The 17271-nt window shown below is 64.5% G+C and carries 20 protein-coding genes; 9 read left to right on the top strand and 11 right to left on the bottom strand.

What is annotated here, in order from left to right:
• The first annotated feature begins 22 nt into the window (after positions 1-22).
• Positions 23-655, top strand: a complete 633-nt coding sequence (upp, locus tag ROH8110_RS13865; RefSeq protein ID WP_085818308.1) for a uracil phosphoribosyltransferase — start codon at positions 23-25, stop codon at positions 653-655.
• Positions 656-720: 65 nt separating this feature from the next.
• Positions 721-2199, top strand: a complete 1479-nt coding sequence (locus ROH8110_RS13860) for an SPOR domain-containing protein (protein WP_085818307.1) — start codon at positions 721-723, stop codon at positions 2197-2199.
• 10 nt (positions 2200-2209) lie between these two features.
• On the opposite strand, the gene ROH8110_RS13855 is transcribed toward ROH8110_RS13860, so the two are convergent.
• A complete protein-coding gene (locus tag ROH8110_RS13855) occupies positions 2210-2815 on the bottom strand; it encodes a flavin reductase family protein (RefSeq protein ID WP_085818306.1) in 606 nt (201 codons plus the stop codon).
• Between the two features lie 92 nt (positions 2816-2907).
• Here ROH8110_RS13855 and ROH8110_RS13850 point away from each other — a divergent pair, with 92 nt between their 5' ends.
• Together ROH8110_RS13850 and ROH8110_RS13845 are read left to right on the top strand one after the other, a co-directional pair.
• Positions 2908-3393, top strand: a complete 486-nt coding sequence (locus ROH8110_RS13850; protein WP_085818305.1) for a GNAT family N-acetyltransferase — start codon at positions 2908-2910, stop codon at positions 3391-3393.
• Between the two features lie 53 nt (positions 3394-3446).
• Positions 3447-4205, top strand: coding sequence for an EcsC family protein (locus ROH8110_RS13845; RefSeq protein ID WP_085818304.1), 759 nt, complete (start codon positions 3447-3449; stop codon positions 4203-4205).
• 239 nt (positions 4206-4444) lie between these two features.
• Here the strand turns inward: ROH8110_RS13845 and ptsP are convergent, their stop codons facing one another.
• The 5 genes from ptsP to ROH8110_RS13820 form a co-directional block, all read right to left on the bottom strand.
• Positions 4445-6688, bottom strand: coding sequence for a phosphoenolpyruvate--protein phosphotransferase (gene ptsP, locus ROH8110_RS13840; RefSeq protein ID WP_085818303.1), 2244 nt, complete (start codon positions 6686-6688; stop codon positions 4445-4447).
• 69 nt (positions 6689-6757) lie between these two features.
• A complete protein-coding gene (locus tag ROH8110_RS13835) occupies positions 6758-7996 on the bottom strand; it encodes an aspartate kinase (protein WP_085818302.1) in 1239 nt (412 codons plus the stop codon).
• Positions 7997-8100: 104 nt separating this feature from the next.
• On the bottom strand, positions 8101-8745 hold the full coding sequence (locus ROH8110_RS13830; protein ID WP_085818301.1) for an SDR family NAD(P)-dependent oxidoreductase: 645 nt from the start codon (positions 8743-8745) through the stop codon (positions 8101-8103).
• A gap of 41 nt (positions 8746-8786) precedes the next feature.
• Entirely contained in the window at positions 8787-9266 is a 480-nt protein-coding gene (locus ROH8110_RS13825; protein WP_085818300.1) for a DUF1178 family protein, read from the bottom strand.
• A 100-nt stretch (positions 9267-9366) separates the two neighbouring features.
• A complete protein-coding gene (locus ROH8110_RS13820; RefSeq protein ID WP_085818299.1) occupies positions 9367-9843 on the bottom strand; it encodes an NUDIX hydrolase in 477 nt (158 codons plus the stop codon).
• Between the two features lie 287 nt (positions 9844-10130).
• Between ROH8110_RS13820 and ROH8110_RS13815 the strand changes: the two genes are divergently transcribed.
• Genes ROH8110_RS13815 through bfr form a run of 5 tightly spaced genes read left to right on the top strand, consistent with a single transcriptional unit; the run spans position 10131 to position 11705 of the window.
• The gene (locus tag ROH8110_RS13815) at positions 10131-10313 is read left to right on the top strand and encodes a hypothetical protein (protein ID WP_085818298.1); all 183 of its coding nucleotides are present in this window, start codon (positions 10131-10133) and stop codon (positions 10311-10313) included.
• Positions 10310-10474 carry a hemin uptake protein HemP gene (gene hemP, locus ROH8110_RS13810; protein ID WP_085818297.1) on the top strand — a complete coding sequence of 55 codons (165 nt, stop codon included), beginning with the start codon at positions 10310-10312 and terminating at the stop codon, positions 10472-10474. The genes ROH8110_RS13815 and hemP overlap by 4 nt, the downstream gene beginning before the upstream one ends.
• A complete protein-coding gene (locus ROH8110_RS13805) occupies positions 10471-10935 on the top strand; it encodes a hypothetical protein (RefSeq protein ID WP_085818296.1) in 465 nt (154 codons plus the stop codon). Before hemP ends, ROH8110_RS13805 begins: the two co-directional genes overlap by 4 nt.
• A gap of 40 nt (positions 10936-10975) precedes the next feature.
• Positions 10976-11230 carry a (2Fe-2S)-binding protein gene (locus ROH8110_RS13800; protein ID WP_085818295.1) on the top strand — a complete coding sequence of 85 codons (255 nt, stop codon included), beginning with the start codon at positions 10976-10978 and terminating at the stop codon, positions 11228-11230.
• On the top strand, positions 11220-11705 hold the full coding sequence (bfr, locus tag ROH8110_RS13795) for a bacterioferritin (RefSeq protein ID WP_085818294.1): 486 nt from the start codon (positions 11220-11222) through the stop codon (positions 11703-11705). Before ROH8110_RS13800 ends, bfr begins: the two co-directional genes overlap by 11 nt.
• Positions 11706-11784: 79 nt before the next feature.
• On the opposite strand, the gene ROH8110_RS13790 is transcribed toward bfr, so the two are convergent.
• The 5 genes from ROH8110_RS13790 to ROH8110_RS13770 form a co-directional block, all read right to left on the bottom strand.
• Complete coding sequence (locus tag ROH8110_RS13790; RefSeq protein WP_085818293.1) at positions 11785-12756, bottom strand: ABC transporter ATP-binding protein; 972 nt, start codon at positions 12754-12756, stop codon at positions 11785-11787.
• Positions 12753-13721, bottom strand: coding sequence for an ABC transporter ATP-binding protein (locus ROH8110_RS13785; protein WP_085818292.1), 969 nt, complete (start codon positions 13719-13721; stop codon positions 12753-12755). Before ROH8110_RS13785 ends, ROH8110_RS13790 begins: the two co-directional genes overlap by 4 nt.
• A complete protein-coding gene (locus ROH8110_RS13780) occupies positions 13721-14629 on the bottom strand; it encodes an ABC transporter permease (protein ID WP_085818291.1) in 909 nt (302 codons plus the stop codon). The genes ROH8110_RS13785 and ROH8110_RS13780 overlap by 1 nt, the downstream gene beginning before the upstream one ends.
• Position 14630: 1 nt before the next feature.
• Complete coding sequence (locus ROH8110_RS13775) at positions 14631-15617, bottom strand: ABC transporter permease (protein WP_245962860.1); 987 nt, start codon at positions 15615-15617, stop codon at positions 14631-14633.
• A 70-nt stretch (positions 15618-15687) separates the two neighbouring features.
• Entirely contained in the window at positions 15688-17226 is a 1539-nt protein-coding gene (locus ROH8110_RS13770) for an ABC transporter substrate-binding protein (protein ID WP_085818516.1), read from the bottom strand.
• Positions 17227-17271 lie beyond the last annotated feature (45 nt).

Here is a 17271-nt window from a genome sequence, read left to right as displayed (position 1 = left end):
TCAGACCGCCGAGGACCATCCGATGAAACAGCACCTGACCGTCGTTACCCACCCGCTTGTTCAGCACAAGCTGACCCTCATGCGCGAGAAGACCACCTCGACCGCCGTGTTTCGGCAGCTTCTGCGCGAGATCAGCCAGTTGCTGGCCTATGAGGTCACCTATGAGCTGGACATGACCGACCGGCGCATCGAGACCCCCTTGCAGGAGATGGACGCGCCGGTGCTGGCGGGGCGCAAGCTGGCGCTGGTGTCGATCCTGCGTGCCGGCAATGGCCTGCTGGACGGGATGCTGGAGCTTATTCCATCGGCGCGGGTGGGGTTCGTCGGGCTTTACCGCGACGAAGAGACGCTCAAACCGGTGCAATACTATTTCAAGGTTCCCGACTACCTTGGCGAGCGCATGGTGATCGTCGTCGATCCCATGCTGGCGACGGGGAATTCCTCGGCGGCGGCGGTCGACCTGCTCAAGCAGGCAGGCGCGCGGAATATCCGCTTCCTGTGCCTCTTGGCCGCGCCCGAAGGCGTCGCCCGGATGAAAGACGCGCATCCCGATGTGCCCATCGTCACCGCCGCGCTGGACGAGCGCCTGAACGAGAAGGGATATATCCTTCCGGGACTAGGGGATGCGGGCGACAGAATGTATGGCACAAAATAAGCTATTGACTGTTTACTAGGCGTCACAAATCAGGCACTCTCGCCCTGTCTGTCTTGGGGGACATCATGAGAGTGACCAGAGTACTGGCGATGGCTGTCATCGTTGCGGCGTTCGGGTTTGAATTTGTCGAGGCGCAATCCACCTCGGCACTGCCGGTTCCGGCGGAATTTCCGCCCGCTTCCTACACGGGACGGCAATATGTCGACAGCAAGGGCTGCGTGTTCGTGCGCGCCGGTGTCAGCGGCAATACGACATGGATCCCGCGGGTCACACGCCAACGCAAGATGATCTGCGGCGCCAGGCCTTCCCTTGCTCCGACCCAGACAGCGCAGGCCCCGGCAACTGCTCCGGCCAAGACCCGGACAGCGGCCAGCACCCCTGCGAAAACTGCTCCGCAACCCAAGTCCATGCCGCAGCCCCGGTCCCAACAGGTTCGGCAGGTGGCGAAACCGGCATCACCCAAGATCGTGCGTGCGCCTTCTGTGGCGGCGCCGGTCTCTGCGCCGCCCGTCAAAATCGTCACCGCGCCGGCACGCTCCGTGGCGGTCAAGACCGCCAAGGCCCCCGCCCGCATCATGCGCCCGGCCCCGATGCAGGGGGTTTCCGTCTGTACGGGGCTCAGCCCGGTGTCGAAGCGTTACATGGGCAGTGATCCCGATGTGCGTTGCGGGCCACAGGCCGAGCCGCATGTGAGCTATGTCATGGGTGGCGGCGGATCGGGTGCCGAGGTGCATTATGTCAGGACTGCTCCCGTCCAGGCGCCGCGCGCGTCACGCCCTTCGGTGACGCCGCTTGCAGGCACCACGCTTCTGGCGCAGCCTTCTCAACAGGTTGTCCGGCGTGCGCCTCGGGCTGCGGCGTCCAATGTCAGGGTGGTCCCGCGCCATGTCTATGAGCAGCAACAGCAAAGCAATGGCATCTCGGTTCCCGAAGGTTACAAGCCGGCCTGGGATGATGACCGCCTCAATCCCTACCGTGCGCATCAGACCTTTGAGGGCAAGGCGCAGATGGAGGTCATGTGGTCCCGGACCGTGCCGCGCCACCTCATCGACACCGCGACCAACCGGGATGTGACCTATAAATATCCGGGTCTGAGATACCCCTATACGAGCTTTGCTCAGCAGCGTGCTGCGGGCGTTGCCGTCCAGACCGCGGGTGTTGCAGTGCGCGACCCGATCCGTGTGCGTCAGGTGGCGGCCACCTCGCGGCGCTCTGCCTCCAAGGCGCAGCCCGTCAGGGTCGTGCGTCAGCAGGTTGCGACGCCTCTGATCTCTACCCGCTCGCAGGCGCCGGCAGCATCGCCGAACGCAGGCGCAAGCCACCGCTTCGTTCAGGCGGGCATGTTCAGCCAGCCCGGCAATGCGCAGCGCGCCGCTCAGCAACTGGCGCGTAGCGGTCTGCCTGCGAGGCTTTCGCGGTATCAGCGGGGCGGCAAGACATATACGCGGGTTCTGGCCGGGCCGTTCGCCAGTCAGTCCGCCCTGCAATCCGCCTTGAACCGGGTGCGCGGCGCCGGGTTCTCGGATGCCTTCCTGCTGCGTTAGGTCCGGGCGTTCATTCGCCGGGGCGCTTGAGGGTGAACTTTTCGCGCACCACGCTGTAATCGCGGTATCCCATGCGGGCCAGCGGGTTGAAGGCCAGCACGTCGAAAATGCCATCCTTCAGGCAGTCGTCGCGCATGTGGATGCCGGTGACCTCGCCGAAGACGGCGAAATTGGCCTCGCCCGGCAGGGTCACGATCTGTGTCAGCTTGCATTCCAGATTGGCGGGCGCCCCTGCGACGCGGGCACAGGCGATGGTGTCGCACTCGGCCTTTTCGATGGCGGCGTGGTCGAACTCATCGACCTCCCTGTCCCAGGGGCCGGAGGTCTGGTTCATCGCGTCGCGCATGGCGTATTCCACGATATTCACGCAAAAAACCCCGGTCTCGCGGATATTGGCGACGCTGTCTTTCGTGTCGCCCCGATCCGCCTTGACCGAGGTCGAGGCGAACATCACCTGCGGCGGCACATAGGCGACAGCGTTGAAGAAGGAATAGGGCGCAAGGTTGTCCCGCCCCTCGCTGTCGCGGCTTGAAATCCAGCCGATCGGCCGGGGCGTCACGATGGCGTTGAAGGGGTTGTGCGGCAGGCCGTGGCCGTCTTCGGGGCGGTAGAACATCCTGGGTGCCTCGTCGCTTTCATTTCCGGGTTTGTGCCAGACCTAGCGCCGTGCTAGGCGCAAATCCAGCCGATTTCGCAGGGAGTTGCCGGGTGTTCGAGCTCAGCCCCGAAACAGATGATGACTGGTGGGAGGTCGAGGCTCTCTATGACCTGTGCTTCGCGCCGGGCCGCGAGGCGCTGTCGTCCTACCGGCTGCGCGACGATGTCCCGCCGGTGCGCGGGCTCAGCCTTGTGGCGCGTGATGGGCAGGGGATCCTGGCGGGTGCGATCAGGTTCTGGCCGGTCCTGGTGGGCGAGAAGAAGGCGTTGTTGCTGGGCCCCGTGGCGGTACACCCGACCCGGCAGGGCGAGGGGCTGGGCGGCTGGATGATCCGCGAGAGTCTGGCTCTGGCGGCGGCGCAGGGCTGGGAGCGGGTGCTGCTGGTGGGCGATGAGCCCTATTACGGGCGCTTCGGGTTTCATCGGCTCGACGGGGTCGAGATGCCCCCTCCCACCAACCCGGACAGGGTGCTGGGCGCGTCGCTTTGCGGCGATGCCTGGGCGGGTGTTCGCGGAAAGGTGACACGCGCCGCTTGAAAATGACGCCTGCAGGGGCGATCTTTCATCTGGACCCTTGCAGAGGCGCGGTAATGGAAATCATTGAAAAACAGATAGATGCCGCTGAAATCGGCCAGCGGCTCGATGCGCTGGCGGCGCGCCATGCGCGCGCCTCGAATGCGGGTATCCAGATTCTCAACATGGTCGGCGGACAGGCAGAAGGACTGCTTGACCGGCTGCCGGTCACGGTGCGGGGCCGGCTTGAAAGCGCCACCGAGCAGGCTTTGACGAGCGCAATGGACGCGGCGCATCGTTCGCGCGGGGTGGTGCCCGAAAGCCCGGCCTGGATGACCCGCGTGGTCACCACGGCGATGGGCGCCGCAGGGGGCTGGGGCGGTTTGCCGACGGCGCTGGCGGAGCTTCCCTTTACCACCACGGTGCTGTTGCGCGCCATTCAGGACGTCGCCGCCGAGAACGGATTTTCCCCGCAAGAACAAGGGGTTCGCTTTGACTGCGTGCAGGTCTTCGCGGCCGCCGGGCCGCTTGACCACGATGACGGAAGCGACCTTGCCTTTCTGAGCACGAGGCTGGCGGTGAGCGGCACCACGGTGCGGGCGCTGATCGCGCGCGTGGCGCCTCGACTGGCGACGGTGCTGGGGCAGAAGCTGGCCGCGCAGACGGTGCCGGTGTTGGGCGCGGCGGCGGGTGCGGCCACGAACTACGCCTATACCAGCTATTACCAGCAGATGGCGCATGTGCATTTCGGGCTGCGGCGGCTGGCGATCGAGGCGGACCGGGATCACGCCGCGCTGATCGAGGATTTCCGCACCCGTGTCGCCCGCCGCGGCTGAGCGCCGCCGAATCACCACGAAACCCCAGTATTAACAGACGAAACCGGCCTCGGTATTGCATCGGCACCACGTCGGTATCGCGTCGGTATCATGCACCGAAACCACCCCGGTTAACGCAGCGCGCGCTGGCATTTGGTACAAAAACGCCGCCAATCCGTACCGAACGCAAACCACTTCATCTGGCGGAAAATACCTCGGGGGAGTCGCGGCCCTGGCCGCGGCGGGGGCAGCGCCCCCGATCAGAGCTTGCCGCGCAGGTATTCCATCACGGCGGGGCGCACCGATTGCACCCCGCTGCTGCGCGCGTCGTGGATCACGCCCTGAAGTTCGACAAGGTCGGTGCGGCGCAGGATCGACTTGACCGGGCCGATCGAGGCGGGGCGCATCGACAGGGTGCGCAGGCCGATGGCCGCAAAGCAGGCGGCTTCGATCGGGCGGCCGGCATCCTCGCCGCAAAAGCTGAGCGGCGTGCCAAGCGCCGTGCAGCGGTTCACGATGCCTTCGAGGAAGGTCAGGAAGCTGACATTCAGCGTGTCGTAGCGGCGCCGCACCAGTTCGTTTTCGCGGTCCGCCGCGAAGAAGAACTGCTTGAGGTCATTGCCGCCGATCGACAGGAAATCGACCTCGGAATAGAAACTGTCCGGCGCAAAGGCGAGGGATGGGGTTTCCAGCATCGCCCCCACCTCAAGGCTTTCGGGCAGCGGGTGGCCAAGGATACGTTCGCGTTCCAGCGCCTTGTCCATTTCGGCGCGCGCTGCGGTGTATTCCTCGCGCTGCGCGACGAAGGGGAACATCACGCTGAGGGGTCGCCCGGCGGCGGCGCGGATCAGCGCCTGAAGCTGCATGCGCATCACGCCCGGCTTGTCGAGCCCGACGCGCACCGCGCGCCAGCCAAGCGCCGGGTTGGGCTCGTTCACGGCCTTCATGTAGGGCAGCACCTTGTCGGAGCCGATGTCGAGCGTGCGAAACACCACCCGCATCCCTTGCGAGGCATCCATCACCCGCGCGTAAAGTTCGCTCAGCTCGGCGCGCTTGGGCATGTGGCTGCGCACGAGGAACTGAAGCTCGGTGCGAAACAGCCCCACGCCCTCGGCACCCGAACTGACCAGCGAGGGCAGGTCGGCCATCAGACCGGCATTCATGTGCATCGCGATGCGCGTGCCACAGAGCGTTTCGGCGGGTTTGTCGCGGATCGAGGTATAGCGTTCCTGCGCCTGCGCCTGCATCGCCATCTTGTCGCGAAAGGCGTTCACGACGGTGTCGTCGGGGCGCAGGTGGACAATGCCCTGATCGCCATCGACCAGAATGTGATCGCCGTTCAGCGCCTCGGTCGTGACGCGCTGCGCATGGATCACCAGCGGGATCGCCAGCGCCCGCGCGACGATTGCCGCATGGCTGCCGACCGAGCCTTCCTCAAGCACGATCCCCTTGAGGGCGCGGCCATAATCCAGCAATTCCGCCGGCCCGATATTGCGTGCGACCAGGATCGGGTCGGGGGGCATCTCGGCGCCGGTCTGGTTGCCTTGCCCGGTCAGGATGCGCAGCAGGCGGTTGCTGAGATCGTCAAGATCGTGCAGCCGTTCGCGCAGATAGGTGTCGGTGACACGGGTCATCCGGGAACGGGCGGTGGATTGCTCTTTCTCGACGGCGGCCTCGGCGGAGAGGCCGCGGCTGATGTCTTCTTCCATGCGCCGCATCCAGCCCTTGGAATTGGCGAACATGCGGTAGGTTTCCAGCACCTTGAGCTGTTCGTTGTCGCCGCTGGCCGCGTTGGACAGCATCCGGTCGACGCCAATGCGCAGCTCTTCGACCGCCTGGCGCAGGCGCTCGAGTTCGCGGTGCGGATCGTCGGCGATCGGGTTGGTGACGACGACGCGCGGTTCGTGCAGCCAGACATGCCCCTGGGCCGCGCCCTCCTGGGCGCTGGTGCCGCGAAACAGCACGGCCTGCTGGTGACGTGCCGACATTGCCGCGCCTTCGCCGACGAAGGCGCCGAGTTCGGCCATTTCGGCGATGACCATCGCCACCACTTCCAGCGCATAGATCTCGTCGTCGGAATAGGAGCGCGCGGCCTTGGACTGCACCACCAGCACGCCCAGCATCTCGCCAAGCCGCTGGATCGGCACGCCCAGAAAGGCCGAATAGGCCTCTTCGCCGGTTTCGGGCATGAAGCGAAAGCCGCGCGTGCCGGGCGCATCGTCGGTATTGATGATCTTGCCGGTGCGTGCCACGCGCCCCACGAGCCCCTCGCCAAGGCGCATGCGGGTTTCATGCACGGCTTGCGGATTGAGACCCTCGGTGGCGCAGAGCTCGAGCGTGTCTTCGTCGCGGAACAGGTAGATCGAGCAGACCTGGGTGCGCATTTCCTCGGCGATGAGGGTGGTGATGCGATCCAGCCGTTGCTGGCCGGCGGCGTCCTCGGCCATGACGGCGCGCAGGCGCCCCAGCATCTGGCGGCTGTCTGTCTGGAAATTATGACTCATCGCGAATGCCGTGCGTCCCTGGCCGCTGTCGTGGGTTATCCAGGCGCCTGTTCCGGGAGGAGGCAGGCGTCAGGCCACTTTATCCAATTCAAAGGCATCATGCAGTGCCTGAACCGCAAGTTCCATGTATTTCCGGTCGATCAGCACGGAAATCTTGATCTCGGAGGTTGCAATGACCTTGATGTTGATCCCCTCGTTCGAGAGCGTCCGGAACATGGTGGCGGCGACGCCCGACTGGCTGCGCATGCCGATTCCCACTGCCGAGACCTTGGCGACATTGGTGTCGGCGACAAGATCGTGGTAGTTGACCTCGCCGCGGGTCTTGGCGGCGGCCAGCGCCTTTTCGGCACGCAGCACCTGATCCGTGGGGCAGGAGAAGGTCATGTCGGTGCGCCCCTCTTCCGAGATGTTCTGCACGATCATGTCCACATTGACCCCCGCTTCGGACAGCGGACCGAAGATGGCGGCGGCGATGCCGGGGCGGTCGGCGACCGAGATAAGGGTCATCTTCGCCTCGTCGCGCGAATAGGCGATGCCACTGACGACGTTTGATTCCATGATTTCCTCCTCGGAGCAGACAAGGGTGCCCGCGTCATCCGACTGTTCCTCGAAACTGCTGAGCACGCGCAGTTTCACATTGTAGCGCATCGCGAGTTCGACCGAGCGGGTCTGCAGCACCTTGGCCCCGAGCGAGGCCAGTTCCAGCATTTCCTCGAAGGCGATGCGATCCAGTTTGCGGGCCTTGTCGGCGATGCGCGGGTCGGTGGTATAGACGCCGTCCACATCGGTGTAGATGTCGCAGCGATCCGCGCCGAAGGCGGCGGCGAAGGCGACGGCGGTGGTGTCCGAGCCGCCCCGTCCGAGCGTGGTGATGCGGCCCTCGGGGCTGACGCCCTGGAAGCCCGCGACGACGGCGACGCGCATGCCCTGTGCGAACCTGGCGTTGATGTTGTCGGTGGGGATTTCCTCGATCCGGGCGGCGGAGTGGACCGAGGTGGTGCGTACCGGCACCTGCCAGCCCTGCCAGCTGCGCGCGGGCACGTCCATTTCCTGAAGCGTCAGGGCCATCAGCCCGGCGGTGACGTTTTCGCCGGCGCTGACAACGGCGTCGTATTCGCGCGCGTCGTACATCGGCGAGGTTTCGTTGACATAGCCCACGAGCTTGTTGGTTTCGCCCGACATCGCCGAGACGATCACGATCACGTCGTAACCCTTGGACACCTCGACACCGACGCGCTTGGCGGCGCGGCGGATGCGATCCAGCGTGGCGACGGAGGTGCCGCCGAATTTCATCACGAGAACGGGCATGTCTGCGTCCCTGTCGTCAATCGAGCGGGGTTTACGCGGGCTTGCGCGCAAGGGCAAGAGCGACAATGCCACTCACCCGCCCGGACAGGCGGTTTCGCAGCGCATCAGAAGGGGTGGTCGCGCCCGTCCCATGTCTGGAAGCAGCCGGTCGTGTCGGCGTCCAGGGCGTCGAAACGTTCGGCAAGGCCGCTGGCGGACTCCTCGGCGCTGATGTCGCCCGCCTCGCCGCCCATGTCGGTGCGCACCCAGCCGGGGTGGTAGATGCCGACCGCGATGCCCTCGGGTTTGAGGTCGACCGCGAGGTTGCGTCCGAGGTTGAGCGCCGCCGCCTTGGAGGCGCAGTAGATGAAGCTGCGGCCCGGCGCGCGCGTATGGCTGGCCATCTGGCTCGATATGATAGCGATCCTGGCGCCGGGCGCGGCGCGCAGGTTCGGCAGAAGCGCCTGAATGGTCAGGAACACGCCGGTCACGTTGGTGGCGAAGGTCTCGGCCCACATCTCTGCGGGGTAACCGCCATCGAGCTTGTGATGCTTGTCGCCATAGAAGCCGGCATTGCAGATCAGCAGATCGACCGGCTGGCCGGCGAGGCCCTGGGCAAAGGCGGTCACGCTGTCGGGGTCGCTGACATCGAGGCGGGCGAATTCCGCGTCATTGCGCGCGGTGCCGGTGACGCTGTGGCCAAGGGCGCGGTAATGGTCGAAGAGGGCGCGGCCGATGCCGCGATTGGCGCCGGTGATGACGACATGCATGGGCGGTTCCTTTGGGTAGTGAGAGGTGCGGGAGGTGGCGGTCAGTTCGATTTCCGGCCCGGTATGAAGGGCAGGGGGGCGACGGGCACGCCGTCTTCGATCAGCTTGCGGGCCTCGTCGGGGCGGGCCTCGCCATAGATGGAGCGTTCGGGGGTCTCGCCGTCATGAATGCGGCGCGCCTCATGGGCGAAATTCATGCCGACATATTCGGAGTTCGCCTCGACATGCCTGCGCAGCTCGGCCAAAGCCTGCTCGGCCTGATTGGCGGGCTGGCGTAGCGCGCCGGGGGTGCCTTGGGCGCGGGGTACATCCTGCGCGGCGTGCGCAGGGGCAGGGGCATGTTTATCCTTCAGTCCGCGTGGCGCCACGCTGGGCGCCATCATCGCCTTTTCGACTGTTCCCGAGCCGCAGATCGCGCAGCTGAGATTGCCGGTCGCTGCCAGTTTCTCAAAGGCGGCAGCGGATTGAAACCAGCTGTCGAAGCGGTGGTCCCGGTCACATTTCAGGGTAAATTTTATCATCACATGTCCACGCCAAACCGTTGCAATATTTAGGTCAAACCCCCTGGCAATCAAGAGTCTTTGCGACGTTCCGCGCCCCGCTCCGCATCTGTGTGTTTGCCTATCGCAAAAGCCGTTTCGGGTCGAAGTGGCGAAGGATCTGCGCCAGTTCGGGTTCGCTGACACGGCTTGCGGCCTTCTTGGGGCGGAACCACTGGCGGCGGCGCTGGCCTTTTTCGGGAAATTCCTTGGCCAGCGACTTGACCTTGACCGGGAAAACCAGCCCCAGGCAGGGCAGCGAGCCTACGGGGTCGGCGGATTTGGCATAGGCATAGAGGCCGATGCATTGTTCCGAGGACTTGCCGATCACCCCGGCCTCTTCCCAGGCTTCGGTGAGGGCGGCTTCGCCCGGTGTCTGGCCGTCGATCGGCCAGCCCTTTGGCAGTATCCAGCGCCCTGAACGGCGGCTGGTGACCAGCAGGATCTCGGGCTTGTCCTTGGAGAATCGGTAGCACAGCGCCGAAAACTGCGTCCGGACATCCGTCTTGGACTGCGTGCGCAGAACGACCGGCATCTGCCGTGTGGGATGGAGCGACATATTCACCCTCTTCGAGGCCCGATCCTGTTTTGCCCTTCACTATAGGGCAGGCAAAACCCGCATGGCCAGCATGCAGCGCGAGTGATGTCACCTTTTTGGCGGATGTGACCGCAGCGCGGCAGGACCGGCTGAAAACCGCGCCCTCGAGATGCGAAAATCCGCGCGGGGTTGATTTCCGACTAAAAAAATCGGAATTGACATGACCACTTCTTTTTGTCAGGTTTAGCCAGCCAAGCCACCCCGCACGGGTCAGCCGGCATCTGATCTTACAGACTTGGAGCTTTGGCATGATCGAAACCTTGTCCTCGCGCGCCCGGATGGCGCCACCATCCCCGACCAGTCGCCTGAACGAGCGCGACTCATGGCGCGTCGATATGCGCCGGGACCTTCTTGCGGCCGCCTTCCAGGGCGGCGTCACCAGCGATTTCTGGCTTGAGGCGCTGTTGGACCGGATGGAGGCGCGGCCATGATCCGTGCGCAGACCTCCCTTCAACCGGAATTGCTGCCCGATACGAATTGCCATGATGCGCGCGAGCTGACGCAGGGCGGGACGACCGCCAGCATCGTGCTGGACGGCAAGGTCTATACGTTGCGCATCACCCGCGCGGGCAAGTTGATCCTGACGAAATGAAGCACGATCGCGACATGGTGGGGGCTTTTCCGGTTTCGGCGATGGACAGGCTGCCGGCGGGCGAGGCGTTGGCCGTGCGCTGCCTGCGCGCCTGGAGCGCCGGGCCGGATGCGATGACATCGCTGCTGGTGCCCGCGCTGGGCCGACAGGCCGCCTGCGCCTGTGCGCAGGCCTTCGGCGACGTGATGGGCATCGTGCAGCGCCACGGGCGGCGGGAACTGATCCGCCACGGTGCGCATTGCCGCTGTGTGGGGTTGGATGAGGCGATCCTTGCGCATTTCGTCATGGTCGCCGCCACCGGCGAGCGCGAGGACGCGATGCTGATCGCCTCGCTGCTGGTCGAGGGGCCGCTGCTGATGCCGATGAGCGAGTCGGCGCGGATGGCGGGGCTGTATCTTTATCAGGCCGGATTGCGCCAGGGGCGGGACTTCGGCGAACCGGCGAGCGCGACGCGACATTGAAAAGTGCAAGAAATTATGGAACCGGAAGGGTTTTCAAACGATGATGATCTGCCACTGCATGTCGATCACCGATCATGACATCCGCCGCGCGGTGGACTGGATGCGGGCTGCTGACCGCGATACGGTCATCACGCCGGGCAAGGTTTATCGCGCGCTTGGCAAACGGCCCGACTGCGGTGGATGTCTGCCGCTGTTCATTGACAAGCTCAGGGCATGCGACACATTTGAGGTACCAATGGAATTGCGCGGTTTGCGCCGCGCCATGACACAGGGAGAACGGAATTATGAAGGGTGACGAGAAGGTCATTGAATATCTGAACAAGGCGCTGCGGAGCGAGTTGACCGCCGTCAGCCAGTACTGGCTGCATTTCCGGCTTCAGGAGGATTGGGGCTATGGCCGCAACGCCGCCAAGAGCCGCGCCGAAAGCATCGAGGAAATGCACCACGCCGACAAGCTGATCGAGCGGATCATTTTCCTGGGCGGGCATCCGAACCTTCAGAAGCTGGACCCGCTGCGCATCGGCGAAACCCTGCGCGAGACGCTGGACGCGGACCTCGCGGCAGAGCATGACGCGCGGGCGCTCTATATCGAGGCGCGCGATCATTGCGAGTCGGTCTCGGATTACGGCACGAAGAACCTGTTCGAGGAACTGATCGCGGATGAGGAAGGGCATATCGACTTCCTCGAGACGCAGATCGACCTTTATGACAGCCTCGGGCAGGAGCGCTATGGCCTGCTCAATGCGTCGCCTGCGGATGAGGGCGAATAGGGGGCGCTGCCCCCGTCGCCCCTCGGGCGACTCCCCCGGGATATTTCGGAACAGAAGAAGAGCCGGGTGATCGTTTCGATCACTCGGCGAAATGGCAGGCGGCGTGGGTGCCGTTGGGCAGCTCGCGCAGGCGCGGGCGGTCGCGGCGGCACAGGTCCTCGGCCATCGGGCAGCGCGGCGCGAAGGGGCAGCCGGGCGGCGGGTTGACCGGATCGGGCAGTTCGCCCGGTGTGCGCGGCTTGTCGAAAGAGCCGCCTTCGAGCTTTGGAATCGCATCCAGAAGCAGGCGGGTATAAGGGTGTTTGGGGTTGTCGAAGATGGTTTCGGCGGGCGCCAGTTCCATCACGGCCCCGAGATACATCACCGCGACACGGGTGCCGAAATGTTCGACCACGCTGAGGTCGTGGGTGATGAAGAGGTAGGTCAGCCCGCGTTCGCCTTGAAGGTCGGTCAACAGGTTGAGGATCTGGGCCTGGATCGACACGTCGAGCGCCGAGATGGGTTCATCCGCGACGATGAAGGCGGGGTTTGTCACCAGGGCGCGGGCGATGGCGATGCGCTGGCGCTGGCCGCCGGAAAATTCATGCGGCAGGCGGCGCTGCCAGGAGGGGTCGCAGCCGGTGGCGTCGAGCACCTCTTCGACCTGCTGGCGCAGCTCGGCTGGAGATTTCTCGGGCATCAGGTGGCGGACAGGTTCGGCGAGGGTCTCGTAGACATTGCGGCGCGGGTTGAGCGAGGCATAGGGGTTCTGGAACACCATCTGCATGTCACGCCGGATCGGCTTGCGGGTGGTTTCGTCCATGCCGTCGATGCGCTGGCCCCGGAAGAGGATCTCGCCTGCCGATGGTTCGAGCAGGCCCATGATGGCGCGCCCGAGGGTGGTCTTGCCGCAGCCCGATTCCCCCACCACGCAGAAGGTTTCGCCCGGTGATATGGCGATATCGACGCCGTTGAGCGCGTGCAGAACCGGTTTTTGACGGCTCAGGAAATGGGTCGGCAGGGGGAAGCGGACCTCGAGCCCCCTGGTTTCGATGATCGGGCCGGTGGTCATGGGACCTCCTCGGGTGCGGTGAGGGGGTGGAAACAGGCGGCGCCGTTCTCGAGGGGCGGGATCTCGGCCTTGCAGAGCGCGGTGGCGCGGGCGCAGCGCGGGTGATAGGCGCAGCCGGTGGGCAGGGCGGTGATCGGCGGCATGGAGCCGGGGATCTGGTAGAGCCGGGTGCCGCGCGCGGCGTTCTGGGGCAGCGCCCGCAGAAGGCCCGCGCTGTAGGGGTGGTGGGGCGCCTTGATGATCGCGTCGGTGGCGCCGGTCTCGACGCATTTGCCGGCATACATGATCATCAGCCGTTCGGTGACTTCGGCCACCACGCCGAGGTCGTGGGTGATCAGGATCAGCGCCACGTCGTTTTCGCGGCAGAGCTTGAGGATCAGGGCCATGATCTCGGCCTGGATGGTCACGTCGAGGGCCGTGGTGGGCTCGTCGGCGATGATCAGCTCGGGGTCGGTCAGCAGCGCGATGGCGATGACCACGCGCTGGCGCAGCCCGCCGGACAGTTCATGCGGATAGGCATCGAGGCGGCTTTCGGGCGAGGGGATCGCCACTTCGCGCAGCTTGGCGATGCAGAGCGCACGCGCCTCGGCGCCCGAGATCCGGCGATGCGCGCGCAGGGTTTCCATCATCTGCGTGCCGATGCTGAGCACGGGGTTCAGCGTGACCATAGGATCCTGGAAGATCATCGAGATCCGGTTGCCGCGCAGGGCGCGGATGTCGCGTTCGGGCAGATCCAGAAGGTTCTGGCCGTGGAACATGATCCGGCCCTTGCTCACGCGGCCGGGTTCGGCGATCAGGTTCAGGATCGCGAAGGCGAGCATGGATTTCCCGGCGCCCGATTCACCGACGACGCCGAGGCGTTCGCCTTTCTCGAGCGTCAGGTCGACACCGCGCAGGGCTTCGACCTCGGATTTGCGCCCTTGCGGGAATGCGACATGCAGGTCCTGCACTTCGAGCATGGGCATCAGTCTTCCCCCCGTCTGAGTTTCGGGTTGAGCACGTCACGCAGCCAATCCCCCAGAAGGTTCAGCGCCAGGATCAGCGCCACCAGCACGATGGCCGGATAGAGGGTGATCCACCAGGAGCCCGAGAAGATGAACTCGAATCCCGAGCGGATCAGCGACCCGAGCGAGGGGCGGTCCACCGGCATCCCGAGCCCGAGGAAGGAGAGCGACGCCTCGATCATGATCGCCTCGGCGACCTGGATGGTCGAGATCACCAGGACCGGCGTCAGCGTGTTGGGCAGGATATGGCCCCACATGATCTTGCGCGGGGGCAGGCCGATGACGCGGGCGGCATCGACATATTCCTTCTTCCTTTCGCCCAGCACCGAGGAGCGCACGGTGCGCGCGAATTTCGGCCATTCGGCGATGCCGATCACCATGATCAGCATGACGATCGCGTAATCGGCATAGATATTGGCATCGAACGCCGCCTGGAACAGCGCGAGCGCGATGATCGCCATCATCAGCGTGGAAAGCGACAGCTGGATATCGGCGAGGCGCATGAGGAAGCTGTCGATCCAGCCGCCCTTGTAGCCCGCGATCAGCCCCAGCGTGACGCCAAGCACCGCCTGCACAATCACCGCCCCGATCCCGATCAGGAGCGAGATGCCGGTGCCATACATGATCGTGCTGAACACGCCACGCCCCTGCGCATCGGTGCCGAGCCAGAAGCGCTCGTCGCCGCCGGGTTTCCAGCTTGGCGGCAATTCGCTGTCCATGATGTCGAGCTGCATGAGGTCATAGGGGTCCTGCGGCGCGAGGAAGGGCGCAAGCACCGCCATCAGCACCAGCACCAGCAGGACCAGCCCCGCCCCGATAGCCACCGGGTCGGACAAGAAACGTCTGAGAAAGCCTTTGAAAGAGATCATGTCAGCCCTTCGCCCCCGGAAGTTTCACCATCGGGTTGATGAGCGTGTAGATGAAATCGACGATGGTATTCACCACCACGAAGATCAGGCCCACGATGATGATGTAGGCGATGATCAGCGGGGTATCGACGCGGTTCACCGCCTCGAGGAACAGGAAACCCATGCCCGGCCACTGGAACACGGTTTCCGTAAGGATCGTGTAGGCGATCAGCGTTCCGATCATGAGCCCGCCCACCGTGACCACCGGCAGAAGCGTGTTGCGGAAGGCGTGCACATAGCGCACGCGGCGGGTCGAAAGCCCCTTGGCGCGGGCGAAGCGGACATATTCGGTGCCCATTGCCTCCATCATCTCGGCGCGGATCAGGCGGATGAAGAGCGGCAGCATGATCGACGAGAGCGTGACCGAAGGCAGGATCAGGTGGCTGAGCCCGTCCCATGTGAGAAAGCCCGTGTCCCAGCCCCAGGGCAGTTCATAGGTGTCGCCACGCCCGAAGGCGGGCAGCCAGCCCAGTTCGACGCCGAACAGCCAGACCATGCCGATGGCGGTCAGAAAGACGGGAATGGAAATGCCGACGATCGAGCCGGTCATGATGATGCGCGCCAGCCACGAATCTCGGTTGATGGCGCAATAGATGCCCGCCGGGATCGACAGCGACACGAAGATGAACACCGCACCGAGAACCAGCTCGAAGGTGGCGGGGAACTTGTCGAGGATCACCGAAAGCGCGGGGCGTTTGAAGAAGTAGGAATTGCCGAGATCGCCCTGAAGGGCGTTCCCGAGAAAGCGGGTATATTGCACGAGAAAGGGATCGTTGAGGCCCAGTTCCTCGCGCAGGTCGTCACGCGCCTCTTCCGAGACCGACTGGCCCACCAGTTCGCGCAAGGGGTCGCCCAGGTTGTCCTGGATGGAAAAGCCGATCAGCGAGATGACGAACATCACGATCACGGCCTGAACGGCGCGGCGTATGAGGAAAGCGAGGATATGCACGTGACTCTGTCCGTCTGCAAAAGGGGCGGGCCGACACCATGCCAGCCCGCCCCGGTGGTCGATAGAGGGGTTATTCCTCGATGACGAGGTCGCCCAGGTAGGGGAAGTTCATGACGTTCACGACGTCTTCGATCATCACGCCCTTACGCGCGCCCCAGGCCAGGTCCTGCCAGTGGAACGGGATGAAGGCGGCCTCGTTGTAGAGGATTTCCTCGACCCGCTGCAGTTGCTCTGCGCGCTTTTCGGGATCGGTTTCTGTCAGCGACGCGATGGTCAGCTCGTCCACCTCGGCATTCGAGTAATTGCCCGAGTTATACTGACCGCGGCCGGTGTCGGGGTCCGGAGTCATGGTCAGGAACTCGTTGAAGTTGGCGCTGTCCTCGGTGTCCGAATGCCAGCCGATCATCATGATGTCGGCGGCGCGCTCGTCGTATTTGGGCCAGTATTGCGCCTTGGGCATGGTGGTGAGGTCGATCTTGATGTTGATCTTGGCCAGCATTGCCGCTGCCGCTTCGCAGATCTTGAAATCGTTCACGTAGCGGTTGTTGGGGCACATCATGGTTGCCGAGAAGCCATCGGCGTAACCGGCCTCTTCCATCAGGGACTGGGCCTTGGCCACGTCGAAGCGCGGTTTCAGGTTCGGGTTGTGGCCGACATAGCCCTTGGGCGACTGCTGTGCCGCGACGGTGCCGAAGCCCTTCATGATCTTCTGCACGATGCCTTCGTTGTTGATGGCATAGGCGATCGCCTGACGGACCTTGGGATCGGCCAGCGCTTCGTTGCGCTTCTGGTTCATCTGGAGGGTGATGATCCGCGTGCCGGTCATGGTCACGAGCTTGGTGTTGGAATCGTTCTCGATGCGCTCGAGATCGGTCGGCGGGACCGGCGCGATGAAGTCCACATCGCCCGACAGAAGTGCTGCGACACGGGTCGGCGCCTCCTTGATCGGGGTCAGGACGGCGGTCTGCACGTTGCCGGGGCTGTCGGTGTCCCAGTAATCGGGGTTGCGTTCAAAGACGGTTTTCACGCCCTGTTCACGCGAGGCCACGGTGAAGGGGCCGGTGCCCGAGAGGTTCTGGCTGGCGAAGCTGTCGCCGTGCTTGGCGATCTCGGCGCCGCCTTCCTCGTAGAAATCTTTGTCCATCGGGAAGACATAGGTCGCGGTATGCAGCACCAGCGGGCTGGGGCCGTCCGTCTTGACCTCGACGGTGTAGTCGTCGATCGCGGTGACCGAGACCCAGCCGGCGAAGATGCCCTTGAAGTCGGGCGAGGACTTGAGGCGCTCGATGGTCCACACCACGTCTTCGGCGGTCATGTCGTTGCCGGTGTGGAACTTGACGCCCTCGCGCAGCTTGAAGCGCATGGTGGTGTCGTCGATGCGTTCCCAGCTTTCGGCGAGGCGCGGATCGAAGCCCAGTTCGCTGTTCCAGCGCAGAAGCGGGTCGAAGACCATGTGCGAGAGCTGGAGCGTGCCGCCGGACAGCTGCTCATGCGGGTCGAGCGACACCGGGTCGGCGTCATAGGCGAAATTGAGCGTCTGCGCCGGTGCCATGCCGGCCATGCCGAGCACAATCGCCGCAGCCGTTGCGAAATGTCTTAGAGGTTTCATTGAAATGTCTCCCTGGTTCATCGGGGCGGCGCTGTATTCTGCTGC

Origin of the sequence: Roseovarius halotolerans, from assembly GCF_900172255.1 — a bacterium.
Lineage (GTDB): Bacteria > Pseudomonadota > Alphaproteobacteria > Rhodobacterales > Rhodobacteraceae > Roseovarius > Roseovarius halotolerans.
Note: the sequence above shows the minus strand (reverse complement) of the source record. Positions and strands in the feature narration are given on the sequence as shown.